Consider the following 13,729-nt stretch of genomic DNA (forward strand, 5'->3'; position numbering starts at 1 on the left):
CTTATATGCTTTCAGCGGTTATTCCTGCCGAACATAGCTACTCAGCGCTGCTTCTGGCGAAACAACTGATACACTGACCTCGCTTTGCTCGGCCCGCCAGTCTGCTTCGCAGCTGGCATCCTCGCTCCTAGGGTCGCTGCGGATGGTTCGTCATCCCGGTCCTCTCAAAAACACGCTATGAAATCTTGGGCGTTCCCACACACTCAACGATAACAAAAGAAACTTTCTCTATCATAGTGTGGTCGGGCGACTACGGACTACGCTCCGCTTCGGACTCCTCGCCTTACAGGCTCCGGGGTCCGCTTCGCGTCCTTCGTATCCCTAACGCAGCGACCCTAAAAGCAAGAAAACGACTGCAGAAGCAAGTCGGTACGATCGAAGATCGCAAACGAGTCCTTTACATTGATCAAAACCAAACATTAAAATCAAAAACGTATTTGGATCAACGCACTCAGAGGATGGAAAACAGAACATTGGTAGTTGGAGCCCCCGGCTTTGTTTTAAATATCTCAGTTAGTAAGTTCGTCTTGGAAAAATATTACAGGAAATAATTCGCAAATCCTTTCTTAAGCAATTCATTATTAAGAAATAAGCCGTCTTTGATTACAGCAGACACATCCTTCTCATTCTTCAGATAGATTACATCTACAAGATAACGATCGTATTTATCAATCCCATATGTTTTAATCAAAAGAAAAGGACAGTTCTCCAGCTCTGACTCAACAAAATTTTTAGAAGCTATCCCCTTTTTAGTCCCCAATTCAGGGGCATCCAAACCTCTCAAACGAAGACGCTGGCCGATAAAGACATGAAACCCTAAGTCTATATTTACGGATAAGGTATCTCCATCTACGACCTTCTCCAAAAATGCCTTAAAAGTAAAAAGACTCTTATTCCCGGATACTTTCTCAAACGAGTAGCCATTTTTGGCCTTTCTTACATTTACGATCGAACCTACGGGAAATTTAGTTCTATCACCTAATGACTGTTCAATCTTAACGTCAAACCCCAAATCTAAATTTGGAACGCTGCGTTCCAAATTCGAAGAAAAATTTTGAACCAAGCGGTACGAATACAGCCCCAAAACAGGCCGTTTCAGTAAACCTTGCTCTGCCTCTTTTGCGATTTCAGATTCAGAAGCGGAGGAATCACCATTTGACTTCTTCAAAGTAGCCGGAGCCTCTAACAATAAATCCCGATGAGACCAACCTTGCGCGATTGCCTTCTTCTCAAGCGTTCCGCGAATCTTAGAATCTTCCACCAAAAGTAAAACCCGATAATGAGTCCAAGAAAGTTCCGGACGAATCGTGCTCAGTTTATAAAATTGATAAAATCTTCGCATATACCTGAGATTCCGGTCAGAGAAACCCTTCCCAAAACGTCGATTCAAATCCTGTGATAATTGCTTTAAAAGCCGATCTCCATAAACTGCCCTCTCCCGATTCCCCTGCTCCACTTCTACAATACGTTGCCCAATCTTCCAATTCCCCACCAAAGAGCTCTTATTCCAGTCAGAGTTAGCTGTTGATTGAAAGTCTTCATAGATACGGGCAACATCCGTTAGGAGAGATTGATATGTGTTAGCAGAAAGGCCGCTGGACGGATGTTTAGAGCGCATGGCGAAATGAATATTCCAATTTATATATTCAATAAGAATACATTCAATTTAGAAATGAGTAAACATATACTAATTTTTCTAAAATATTCCAAATGACGTGATATTCCACTATATAAATTATGAGTCCAGTCCGATTTAGAGAAAAGGAATGAATGAAAATTCTAATCGACACAAATATACTAATTCCGCTTGAACCAGTTCACGGCGAGGATATAGAGCCGAAACGTCAGTCAGCATTAGATTTCGTTGCAATCTGTAGAACCAATAATATCGAAATTTTCCTTCATCCTGCTGGAAAAAGGGACATATCAAACGACAAGGATCAAATACGAGGCAAAATTCGATTAGAGGCGTATCAAAAATACAAAGAACTGTATAAACCACCAATCTTATCAGCAGAGATGATAAAGATCATCGGAAATCCAAGACCAAATTCGCATGATGAAATCGATCTAGAGATGCTTGCTTCCGTCTATCATGACGCAGTCGATTATTTTGTTACTGAAGACCAAGGTCTTAGGAAAAAAGCTAAATCTCTTGGCCTTCAGGATAGGGCTCTCAGCTTAAACGAAGTAATCGATCTACTTTCAAGATTATTTCCAGACAAAGTTCAGATACCTGAAATAGTCGAAAGATTACCGGTCTATAATTTAGATGAGAAAGACCCAATTTTTCAAAGTATTAGAGATTCCTATCCTGGTTTCGACGATTGGTTTCTAAAATGTAAAAGAGAACATCGAGAATCGCTTGTAATCAAAAGAGAAAACGTAATTGCCGGGCTTTGCATTTTCGCGGAGGAAATAAAAGACCAAATTGACGGCAAAAGGGGAAAGGTGTTAAAACTTAATACCTTTAAAATATCTCCCGATTTTTCAGGATATAAGCTTGGCGAATTACTTTTGAAATCCATTATGCGAATTGCTCGGCACGAAAGGTTTCATCACTTATATCTTACGACCCACGAAGAACAATCCTCCTTATTGGCCTTTTTAGAGGATTTCGGTTTTCGAATACTCGCGAGAAGGAATGAAAGAGGAGAGCTATTGTTAGTAAAAGACATATTTCCTGACAAAGGGATTCCCCCTTTTTCCGCACTCGAGTTTCAGATACAATTTGGCCCCGGCATTGAACAATTAGAAAATGTCTCCTTATATTTCATCCCAATTCAACCGCAATACTCTCGCCTTTTATTCAGAGAAACTGAAAAGCAAGGAGAACTTTTTAAAGAGTTTGTACCTGTTGAGAATACAATACGTAAAGCCTATCTATGCCATTCAGTTAGCAAGCAACTCACTCCAGGAGATATATTACTATTCTATAGGTCAGAAGATGTTCGTTCGATAGTTGCAATAGGGGTATGCGAATTTGTTTTTCGCTCCCAAGATCCGAAGGAGATCGTTCGAAAAATCGGTCAACGCACAGTATATTCTCTGGCAGAGATAGAAAATTTAACCCAAAAAGAAGTTTTAGTTGTACTTTTTCGAGAATCTCGTATTTTAGAAAAACCGATTAGTTTCGACGAACTCTCTCGAATAGGGGCGGTAAAAGGATCGATCCAATCTATCCAAAAAGTAAAAGAGGAGTCTCTGCCATGGCTAAAACAAAGAATCGTCGAGTAGTATTCCTTCCCATCAAGCCGGAATTCGCGCATAAAATTATAAGCGGCGAAAAGAATATAGAATTCAGAAAAAAATTTTCTACTCAAGATGTAGACACGATCGTAATTTACTCTTCCAGTCCTGAGCAACGAGTTATCGGTTATGCGACCATTGATTCAGTAGTGATTGATACTCCAGATTCTCTCTGGAATCGGTTTTCTAAAAAGGGAGGAATCGATAAAGATCGTTTTTCTTCTTACTTTGATGGCAAAGAAACAGGAATCGGGATTCGAATTAAAAGTGTGAGCAAATTGAAAGAGCCGATGACTCCTGCTCAATTAGGAATCCAAGGAGTAATTCCACAGAATTTTAAGTTTCTAGAGGGACGGGTACTCGGAAGGATGAAAAGGAAGGCATCTAATTAGGAATTTTTTATATAATATTCCAACGACATATTATCTCTGACCTCGTTGTGTGGGATTAACAAATACTTCCATGGCTTACCAGAATACTCTTTACTATGATTTGAAGCAATTTCGCACCATTTTACTGCTGCGTTCTTTTTAAGAGTCACCTCGTGCAAATTTATTTCATTTTTTGCCTTCGTTTCAATCATTAAAATAACTGAGTCACACTCAGCTACAAAATCCGGGATATATTCTTGGTCAAAACCTTCCTGCGTATAAAAAATTTGGAACTGTCCTTTCGCAGGTCGAAACCACTTTATACTCTCTCTCTCCAGAATAGCAGCAAACCGACGCTCTGTATCAGAAGAAAACTTGGCTTGAGGAAATAAACACTTTTCAAATCCTCCAAATAATATCCTTCCAATTTTGAGTTTATCGAAATCGGCCTTTCGATAATCGACTGCCTCCGAGGAAGAAACGCTCGCAGCAATTTCTTTCAATTTCGAGCTGAAACCTTTGGATACGATGACCTCATACTCGGTATCTTCTTCAATTTGATGGATTTGCATTTGGACATAAATAAAATCTACTAATTGCTTCTGATGGAAAACTATTACATTATAAATTTCTTCTTCCGATTTCAAATACGTGCGAAAATGTCTTATCAATTGACTGCACAGGTCATAAAGCAAATCAGAATGATCAGCGTATGATATGTCATCAAAATCAATTAACCCTCTAACTAAATAATCCTCCATGCGGCCCTCAAGGAGATTCTTGTTGTTAAAGCTAATTGTCTCCTCCTGATTTGAGTGTAATGTATGAATTAAAACGTCCCGATCCACCAGTTGCAAATGAATGGAAGAACAGTCCAGTCGAAAAAATTTATATTTAATCCCTTTTCCGTTCTTTGGTACAATCTGAATTCTAGGAATATCAATAGTTCTATCCACAACAACTTCCGCTACTTTGCGGGTTATCGCTTTAATATTGACTGCAACGGTAATTCCAGGCAATTCATAGGACTCTGTACGAAGAATATCCCCCACCTCCATTGCAATTTTTTCTTGAACTTCAGTTTTCAAAAGCTCTCTCGAAGTTGGCAAATTCTCATATTTTCGGATGACGTCATAGACAACAGAAGCAGCCCTATTACTTTCTTCATTTTCGAAAAGTTTTCGAACTGGCAATTCGCTCTTAGAAGATTCAGTCTGTTCAGCTCCGGAAAAGACTAACGATAAACCAGACTTGATTACGACTGTTTCACCTCGTTCCAAATCGGCATCTGGATCAAGTATAAGTGTTTTCAGTCGTATAAGCGAATCTGATCGATTTGCCTCGTCGACAATTTCTTGGAAGCGATCATGGGCGATAATATTTAGTCGATCTACCGCAGCAATGCCAGTTTTTTTCCCATAAGGTAGCCTAAGCCCTCGGCCAATCGACTGTTCAACTAAAATACGAGCATTAGCTGCTCTCAATGGAATAATCGTATAAAGGTTCGTAACGTCCCATCCCTCCTTCAACATATTCACATGAATGACAATTTCTGTAGGTTCATCATTTCTTTCTACGGCCAATAATCTTTCGACAACCTCTTCCTTCTCTTCCCCTTGTTGTCCGGAGTGAATTTGAATCGTCTTACCCTTATAACCGCCGCCAAAAAAAGATTCAGATTCTATGAATTTTTGCAAATCATCTGCATGCGAGGTGTCCCGTGCTATCACTAGAACAAAAGGCTTTACAAGCGTTTGATTGGACTGTAAAGCATAAGTTCTCAATTCTACTTTCGTATTCTCATGCAACCTTATTCCATCTTCTAATTTTATTCTTTCGACCTGCGTTGCATTAAGTTGCGATGCGTCGAAATTTTTTTGTGTTACAACTACGGGCTCCTTTACAAACCCATCCTCCAGGGCTTTAGACAAAGAATATTCAAATATTACGTTTTTAAAAGGAACAGATGCACGAGCTATTTCAATACGAGGAGTAGCTGTCAACTCTAGTCCCAATATTGGCCTCAATTCATTAATGGCTTTGATCCCTGCGGACGCCCGATAACGATGAGATTCGTCCATAAGTAACACCAAATCTGATAGCCCAGCCAAATATTCAAAATAGCTTTCGCCAATATATTCGGAAAGGCGTTTGATCTTAGGCGATTTACCACCCCTTACTTCAGAATTGATCTTAGAAATATTAAATATATTGATATGGATGCCGGTCTCAAAGATTGTATTTCGAATCCCTTTTCCACTTTCATAATTTTCACCGGTAATAATTTCAGGAGGATTTATCGAAAATTCGGAAATTCCTTTAAACACATATTTAGCGGTGTTTGGAGTAAAATCAGCTATTAGTTTCTTGTAAATAGTAAGGTTAGGAGCCAGGATGAAAAAATTCTTATATAATTTACTAAGATGTAAATAAGCAATAAAAGCGCCCATAAGTCTAGTTTTACCTACGCCAGTCGCCAAGGCAAAGCACAAGGAAGGAAACTCTCTTTCAAAATCAGTTACACTCGGATATTCACTATGTATCGCAGAGAGGAGCATTTCTAAGTCAGGGGACTTCGAAAGCTGCCCGATATCCATAATTCTCGATAATATATCTAAACTTTTATGCTGAGGGGCTCTAAGGCTTAACCTACCAGTTATTGAATTTACGTATTTATCGACCATTAGGATTCCTCTGCAAAGTCAAATAGCTCCAGTTGGCTTTTTTCCGGTTTCGGCGCGCTCGGTAGATTCTCCACTTGTAAACTATAGTCATCATGACCCCATTCGCATTTTGACAAGACTGCATTAGGAATTTTCTTAATTGTAAGATTTGGAAAATCAGAGTCCTGAGCTCGAAAGGCCGTACAAATTATAAGGAGAGTACGTTCATTTCCGACTTCCTGGGATAACAACGAAAGTTGATCCCGGCTTAGGGCCTGAGTCGTTACGTAAATAAAGTCAGTTTCTGTCGAATATCCATGCTGCCAATAAACAGAATCCGATGGCGCATACTTAAATCCTTCTAATTTACATATAGCTTCCGCAAGCATTGCAGAGTTATATTGTTTATTAATAATCCAATTTCCCCATTTGTCTTTTTCTAATAAAGACGGAGCCAATTTATAATAACGAAATCCGCCTCCACCTTTCCAATCGATAGTTTTAGAGATTCCTCCTTGATCCTCTCCATCAATAACCTTTTTCAAACGTGGAATGATGTGAGTATGACAATGTTCTCCTAGCTCAACCATGATCCATCGCCGGCCCATCTTGTGAGCAACAGCTCCAGTCGTTCCAGAACCTGCAAAAGAATCGAGAACTAAATCTCCAACATTTGAAGCTATTTGTATAACCCTCTCCAGCAACCTTTCTGGTTTCGGTGTATCAAAAGCATCAACTTTGCCAAATAAATAATGAATTTCCTTTTTAGCTTCATCAGTATGGCCAACCTCATTACTTTCCCACCATGTCCACGGAACCAATCCTTCTACTTCAGAAAGATATCGAATAATATTAGGTTGCCCATTGCCATCTTTTCCAAACCAAATTCTCCCCTCCGATTTTAAACGAAGAAATTCAGATTCTATTGTGCTCCAACACCTTCCCTCTGGAGGGAAATGACTCACACCAGTAGGCGTAATAACTTCATACATTTGATTTTGCCTAAATCCTTGGGCAGTCATCGGAATGCCACGCCATCGACCTTTTGGATCATTATTCGAATTCTTATAGATCTTAGCTTGCTCTTCAGTGATTGGCAGTTTATTTCTTATATCTTTGAAACGATTGGAATTTTTTGCATAAACTAAAATATACTCGTGCACGTCACCTATCGCTTCGCGATTTTCACGCGAATATCTTTTTTGCCATATATTGCTAGCTATAAATGCTTGTCGTCCACAGAGCTCATCAAGAAGAACCCTTAAATACGGCATTTCATTATCATCAATAGAGATCCAAATTGAACCTTCATCGGATAATAATCTCCACAATATCTCCAACCGATCTCTCATCAGACTTAGCCACAGAGAATGCTCAACCCCATCATCATAATGTTCAAAGGCACTACCGGTATTATAGGGAGGGTCTATATAGATGCATTTCACCTTACCAGTAAATTCTTGTTCGAGTGCCTTTAAAGCGAGGAGATTATCTCCAAATATCAATCGGTTATCAAAAATATCATTCTTCGCGACGCGATGCTTTGCATGATAGCTCTTTTCCGGATCTTCTAACAGAATACGCGGTTCTAATCGAGGTCGATTATCCTTTCCAATCCAAGTGAGTTCGAGTTTAGTTTTCTTGTTTGCCATTAATTACCTTATATCAAGCACTTGGTCGGAGCAAAGGATACAATTCAAGTTTAGCACAATTGCATTCTAAATAGCTCCCGGACTTATTCTTCTTTGGCAAAGAATTGCATGATTTACATACTAATGCATTAGCTACTTCAATCACTGAATTTAAAAATTCTCTTACCTCCGCATCCGCTATTTCACTACCTAACGAATTAAAATGGCAACCAACACAGTTGCGAATCCACTGAGCATTGACAGATTTATCCAAGATCTCTTTGAGAGCAATTTCGGAACCTTCCCGTTTCACTTTCAATAATTTCGATAATCTACTATCCAAGCCATTGACCAATTCACCCAAAGTATATTCATTCTGGGGGTTTCTTGGTAGTAAGCATTTATATTGGATTGTCAAAAAATCGAGCATAGACTCCAAAACGATTCCTGCTTTAGAGGCAGCTTGCTGACGATCGAAATTCTCTAAGGAAGAAATTTCTCTCAACTCTTCTACAGCATTCAAAAATTGTTTAGCCTGAATTCCATGATGCAATGTCCAGGGACCAAGTTCTATTACATCAACATTTGATGAAGGCCCTTTCATCCACCTGTAGCGATCTCTCCATGGCCTATAATGAGTCGTTACAATAATCTGATTGAAAATTTTAGATTGATCATGCAACAACTGCATAAATCGATCCATATGTTCAGCATCGACTGAGGTAAGAACATCATCTAGAATTAGTATAGTTGAATTTGTTTTATAGTATTTCGATAGCGCAATAAAAACGCAAATTCCGAGAGTATCTAAATGAGATTCAGAATAATAAGCTTGCGGTGGAATCTCGTCCTTTCCCTGAAATGACGCATCGAATTCCAGCGAACCAATGGCATTCGGTTTTAAATAGAATCGCGCTTTACCAATTTTCTCGTCAGGATGTAGCGTTTCATACAAATCTGCTACATCATTAGATATAGAAACAAGAATATTTTCTATGTAATCTTTCCGCTCTTTTTCGATAATTTTGTGTAATTCTTTTAAATCAGAGAGAGTCTTTTCTTTCGTTTTAGCTAAAGATTCTTTCTCCACTACGATACCCAAATGAGAAAGAATTGTTTTCTGCAGCAAAATGCTCTCTTGATTTTTATTCATCCGGGCGTTCACAACGGCCTCTATCGTTTTTTTATAAGTATTATGCCAACCAATGAATGCTTCCCGTAAATTGTCCGAGTAACTGGTAAATTCGAAAAAAATATTCGTGAAATTCTGGGTAATTTCAAATAAGTCTAAGATTGCTTTAGGTGTTTTTTGACAGAATAGAATGAAGGTTTCTAATTTTCGGAAGTACTGTTCTTCAGCATTGATTCTTAGCGATTTCTTTGTTTCAGCTTGCGACCTGGCCTGCGCAGTTACAACGGTAGCAGTTTTCACGTCATCCATTTCAGTAATCCGGTCGCCGAGCTGTTTGATCAGATTTTTCATGTCTAGCTTCGTTTCGCAAACGGGACACCCGTTCAAACCCGTATGTGTGTGAATATAGTCTTGCGCTTTTTGCAATAATAATAGCAATTCAGAGTCTTTATCCTTCTTCTTATTCTCGACGACAACCTGCTCTTTCTTGGCAACGGTCTCCTTCTCGGCCGCTTCTAATTCAATCCTAACCGCCTCTTCCAAGGCTGAACCTGCGATTTCAATGTACGATATTAAATTCTGCATTCTACGAATTGTTTCGTTCTCGTCGCTCAAGTGAGAAGTATCTATGCTTGCTTGGCCCTGGGCCCAATCTAAAGCCGATTGTCCAGTTTTCCCAGCCTGTTCCCACATAACATTAATTGTGTCTTTTGCCTGGCTTAAAGATCTTGTGTGCTCGTTAAATATTTTCTCAGTATCTTTTATTGCATTTCGAAATACACTTTCAGTTTTGTCTACATTTGGAACGCTAATAAACGCCTTAAGTTCATCAAAACGTTTCCTCGGCTCCAACTCTATCAGTCTTAAAATAGTCTGTCTGCGAAGAATCCGAGCATCGGGCAAATTCATATTCGGAGAAGTAGTAATACCATCCGCTGAAAACGTAGCCCTCCAGGGTTCGCCCTCACTTCTTACCTCAACAAAACAATCCGACAACTTTTTCCCAAACGCTGGCAGGAAACTTTTTGCCTTCGTGCCAATAGAATAATTAGCCAAAGATCCATAATTTCCGTTACACAAAAAATCAAAGCCATCAACAATTGTGGATTTGCCTGTCCCATTTTCACCAAAAATTAACGATAAAGCCTTATCCGTATTAAATGAAATTTCAACACGCTCTGTCGAACCGCGAAAATTATTCAAAGCGATTGATTTAACCTTCATTTTTTGCATCCTCATTTTTAAGGTTCTGGTTTTCCAATAGGAAAGTTAAATCTGGAACCGAACAATTACCAATTTTTACCCATTCGGAAACTTTGTTGATAATGGTTTCGTCCCATTGGGCAACAACCTTCAGTTTATCGGCTACTCTTTGAGATATTTCTTCATCAGGAGTATTCATACTACTCTCCATTCAATTTTAAAAATTGGCTGTCTCGAGTATGAAACGGAAAGCTTCTTCTCGATTTCGGCGATAAACTCTCCACGACGACGATCTATATCATCCTGAGCATCAAACAATGTTTTCCGTTTTTGGCTGCGAATTTCTTCAAGAGTTTTGATTTCTTTTTGAAAGTGTAGCTTTTCACTAAGGGTTGGTGCAGCAATCGAGGATCGGCGGGTTTCACGCATTTTTCGGTCGATATCTTTTATCTCTCGCTCCAAACCTAATTTTAAATCTTCCGCCCATCCATCTAGCTTCTCCGCTTGTTCCTCAAAATATATAATATTCCTTTTAGAAACTCGCGATCGGACTAAAGACTCTTTTTCTAAAAGAATCATCGACATTTGCTCAGAATCTTTCAGATTTGGAGATATCTCAGGAAGGATTCGACCATTGATAGAAAAAAGTCTTGCGATTTCCTCTTCATCCAAATATTGACCATCCTTAGTCATTCCAGTAAAAATTAGATATTCTTCCTCTTGAGTTAATGATGATGCAGTGATAAGAGTCACTTGCAACACTCCCGATTTCCCCAATAAGTTATCTAAGATAGTAATTTTGCCTTCATATCCCGACAAATCGAATTCAACGACCGCATTGGGCAAAACCCGTTCTTTACTTCGCCGAAGCAGAAAATCCGCCAACGGATGCCCAACTCTATATAAATGTGCGTCGCCAGATCTTCTAGGTAATTCATACAGCCCGATAGGATATTCTCCTTCAATTTTCCTCTCTCTAAGAATGAAAGAAAAATCTGTAGGAAACTCGGCAATTCCCTCCAATTCAAAACGAGTAAACTTCATCAGCTTATTCTCGAAGTTCGTTCGATTTTCTTGTGATGCCGAATGTCTAAATTTTAGTTTTTCTCTTACCTCATCATCAAAGTTTTCTAATAATTTTGCCCGAGTATTCTGCAGCTGTGAATCAATTTCCAGCCCCATTTCTGCTTGCAATGCGTCAAAAGCCGACTGTATCTCTTCTGATTTCCGAGAATTTTGATATATACTTACAATTCTTTTTTCAAAATCAACACCTGATTCAATCGAACCTAGTATCTCATCACTTGCCCCAAAAACACCTTCAAATAAGCGAAATTTTTCGGAAAGCAGCTGATACACCCGTTGATCCGCCTCATTAGTCTCATTCAAAAAATTAACGACCACCACATCATGCTTCTGCCCATACCGATGACACCGGCCTATTCTTTGCTCAATTCGCTGTGGGTTCCACGGAAGATCATAATTCACAATTAAGGAGCAAAATTGTAAATTAATTCCTTCTGCACCCGCCTCTGTCGCAATCATGATCTGGCCTTCTTCACGAAAATAATCTACAAGAGCTGATCGCATATCGGCCGTTTTAGATCCAGTAACCTTGTCAGTATCCTTATGCCGATTTATCCAGTTTACATAGATTTGTTTGGAACGATCATCATTATTAGAACCATTAAATAGAAATAGTCCGTCTTTCCATGGGCTATCTGATAAAATACGAATTAAGTAATCCTGGGTTCTCCTGGATTCAGTAAATATAATTGCTTTTTTCTCTGCGCCAATGACTTCAATTTGATAAAAAGCCTTTTCCAAAGCAATGAGCAAGGCTTTACCCTTTGCATTTTCACGAATGCTTAATGCCAAATTTTTAAATTTTTGAAGATCTTCGATTTCTAATTTGATCGCCTCGACATCTTCCCCTCTAAGGGGTTCATCCGTTTCTAAATCTCCCCATTCTTCTCTTGTTTCTTCTAATGTTTCAAAATCGTCTCCGATTTTATCGAGAGCCTCTGCCTTCTCGACTTCCGAATCTTTAATTCGTAATTCCAATCTCTGGATTAATGTTTCCAGGGTCCCGCCAATTGCAAAACTTGAGGAGGCCAATAATTTTCTTATGACCAAGATCATTAAAGCTCTCTGGCTCGTAGGCAAAGCGTAAAGATTGCTACGTTGCAAATATTCTGAAACTAGTTTGTATAAACGGTCTTCACTTTCTTCTGGAATAAAAGATTGAAGAATCGGCAAACGATTGGTATAACTAATATATGGAAGTACCTGACGTCGAAGTGTTCTCTTGATTACACTTGAAATTCTTGCTTTAAGAGCCGTCAGTATGAATTCTCCGGAGGCATTATTAAATTGGTCCCGAAAACTATCCAGACTTCCGAATACCTGATCATCAACAAAGCTTACTAAGCCGTAAAGTTCAAGCAGTGAGTTTTGCAACGGAATAGCTGTCAGTAAGAGCTTCGGAACATCACGAAAAATTGTCTTTAATTCATTTGAAATCTTGTTTGTCGGTTTATATACATTCCGAAGTCGATGAGCTTCGTCAAATATAACTAGATCCCAAGGAACTACCTTAACTTCCTCTGCTTTATTTCTTGCAAATTGGTAGGAACAAATAATTACATTGTTGGAAACAAAAGGAGATCTTGATTCTTCTTTCCAATAAGATTTATACGATTTCGATTCAAGAATTGTGCATGGTAAAAAGAATTTTTCGCTTAACTCCTGGTACCATTGTTTTCGTAGATTTGAAGGAACAACGATTAGAATTTTCCGATTTCTTTCTGCCCATTTTTGAGAGATTACCAAACCCGCTTCGATTGTTTTACCTAGTCCGACTTCATCTGCAAGTATTGCACCTTTATTTAGAGGTGATTGAAAGGCAAAGAGTGCTGCGTCAACCTGGTGTGGGTTTAGCTCAACTTGAGCATCAACTAATGCTCTTGACAAACGCTGGTCATCATCAATTGGGAATTTTCTCGTGAGTTCGTATGCTGCTAATTTTGAATGATATTCTGTCCAACTCACGTTATCTTAAAAGCTCCGGGCTTATACTGATACTTTTTACAAATTCAATCAAAAGAATGTCAATTCTGCAACAATTTTTAGGACATAATTTATAAGTAGATAATATTGGTGTATGGAACTATATTTCGTGAAGACCTATATGCTAAGAACGGAAACCCCTTCACCAAACAAAAAAGCCAGGGGTTTAAACCTGGCTTTCAGTGTAGAATTACTTCTACAAACACTATAACTGCGAATGCATCATTTCTGATGTTTGTTGTTTGCTGATCATCTTTATATGGATGTTCATGTTTGCAAGACATCTTGCGATGCCTTGCTTGGCGTCTTACCATTGAGAAGAAGTAAACTTCTCAATACTTTCGTAATATGGTCAAGCCTCACGAGCTATTAGTATCACTCGACTCAATGTGTTACCACACTTACATCTGT

8 protein-coding genes are annotated in these 13,729 nt (G+C 38.9%); 2 read left to right on the forward strand and 6 right to left on the reverse strand.

What is annotated here, in order from left to right:
* Positions 1-538: 538 nt before the first annotated feature.
* Positions 539-1,618, reverse strand: a complete 1,080-nt coding sequence (locus EHO61_RS14300) for a DUF1016 N-terminal domain-containing protein (RefSeq protein ID WP_135814261.1) — start codon at positions 1,616-1,618, stop codon at positions 539-541.
* A gap of 152 nt (positions 1,619-1,770) precedes the next feature.
* On the opposite strand from EHO61_RS14300, the gene EHO61_RS14305 reads away from it, so the two are divergent.
* Positions 1,771-3,237, forward strand: coding sequence for a GNAT family N-acetyltransferase (locus tag EHO61_RS14305; protein ID WP_135814262.1), 1,467 nt, complete (start codon positions 1,771-1,773; stop codon positions 3,235-3,237).
* The gene (locus tag EHO61_RS14310; RefSeq protein ID WP_135814263.1) at positions 3,210-3,641 is read left to right on the forward strand and encodes an ASCH domain-containing protein; all 432 of its coding nucleotides are present in this window, start codon (positions 3,210-3,212) and stop codon (positions 3,639-3,641) included. The genes EHO61_RS14305 and EHO61_RS14310 overlap by 28 nt, the downstream gene beginning before the upstream one ends.
* On the opposite strand, the gene EHO61_RS14315 is transcribed toward EHO61_RS14310, so the two are convergent.
* From EHO61_RS14315 to EHO61_RS14335, 5 genes are read right to left on the reverse strand one after another with little or no spacing between them, the layout of a single operon-like run.
* A complete protein-coding gene (locus EHO61_RS14315) occupies positions 3,638-6,304 on the reverse strand; it encodes a DEAD/DEAH box helicase (protein ID WP_135814264.1) in 2,667 nt (888 codons plus the stop codon). The genes EHO61_RS14310 and EHO61_RS14315 overlap by 4 nt on opposite strands.
* A complete protein-coding gene (locus EHO61_RS14320; RefSeq protein ID WP_135814265.1) occupies positions 6,304-7,935 on the reverse strand; it encodes a site-specific DNA-methyltransferase in 1,632 nt (543 codons plus the stop codon). The genes EHO61_RS14315 and EHO61_RS14320 overlap by 1 nt, the downstream gene beginning before the upstream one ends.
* Positions 7,936-7,948: 13 nt before the next feature.
* Positions 7,949-10,279: a hypothetical protein gene (locus EHO61_RS14325; RefSeq protein WP_167884882.1), complete on the reverse strand. Its 2,331-nt coding sequence runs from the start codon at positions 10,277-10,279 to the stop codon at positions 7,949-7,951.
* Positions 10,260-10,448, reverse strand: a complete 189-nt coding sequence (locus tag EHO61_RS14330; protein ID WP_135814267.1) for a hypothetical protein — start codon at positions 10,446-10,448, stop codon at positions 10,260-10,262. Before EHO61_RS14330 ends, EHO61_RS14325 begins: the two co-directional genes overlap by 20 nt.
* Positions 10,445-13,300 carry an SNF2-related protein gene (locus EHO61_RS14335; RefSeq protein ID WP_135814268.1) on the reverse strand — a complete coding sequence of 952 codons (2,856 nt, stop codon included), beginning with the start codon at positions 13,298-13,300 and terminating at the stop codon, positions 10,445-10,447. The genes EHO61_RS14330 and EHO61_RS14335 overlap by 4 nt, the downstream gene beginning before the upstream one ends.
* Between the last annotated feature and the right edge of the window lie 429 nt (positions 13,301-13,729).

Source organism: Leptospira fluminis, from assembly GCF_004771275.1.
In the GTDB taxonomy this organism is placed as follows: Bacteria; Spirochaetota; Leptospiria; order Leptospirales; family Leptospiraceae; genus Leptospira_B; species Leptospira_B fluminis.

What these genes read in the sequence shown, in the direction of transcription:
- EHO61_RS14300 (WP_135814261.1), bottom strand. Translation starts at nt 1,618, where the DNA reads ATGCGCTCTAAACATCCGTCCAGCGGCCTTTCTGCTAACACATATCAA.
- EHO61_RS14305 (WP_135814262.1), top strand. Translation starts at nt 1,771, where the DNA reads ATGAAAATTCTAATCGACACAAATATACTAATTCCGCTTGAACCAGTT.
- EHO61_RS14310 (WP_135814263.1), top strand. Translation starts at nt 3,210, where the DNA reads ATGGCTAAAACAAAGAATCGTCGAGTAGTATTCCTTCCCATCAAGCCG.
- EHO61_RS14315 (WP_135814264.1), bottom strand. Translation starts at nt 6,304, where the DNA reads ATGGTCGATAAATACGTAAATTCAATAACTGGTAGGTTAAGCCTTAGA.
- EHO61_RS14320 (WP_135814265.1), bottom strand. Translation starts at nt 7,935, where the DNA reads ATGGCAAACAAGAAAACTAAACTCGAACTCACTTGGATTGGAAAGGAT.
- EHO61_RS14325 (WP_167884882.1), bottom strand. Translation starts at nt 10,279, where the DNA reads ATGCAAAAAATGAAGGTTAAATCAATCGCTTTGAATAATTTTCGCGGT.
- EHO61_RS14330 (WP_135814267.1), bottom strand. Translation starts at nt 10,448, where the DNA reads ATGAATACTCCTGATGAAGAAATATCTCAAAGAGTAGCCGATAAACTG.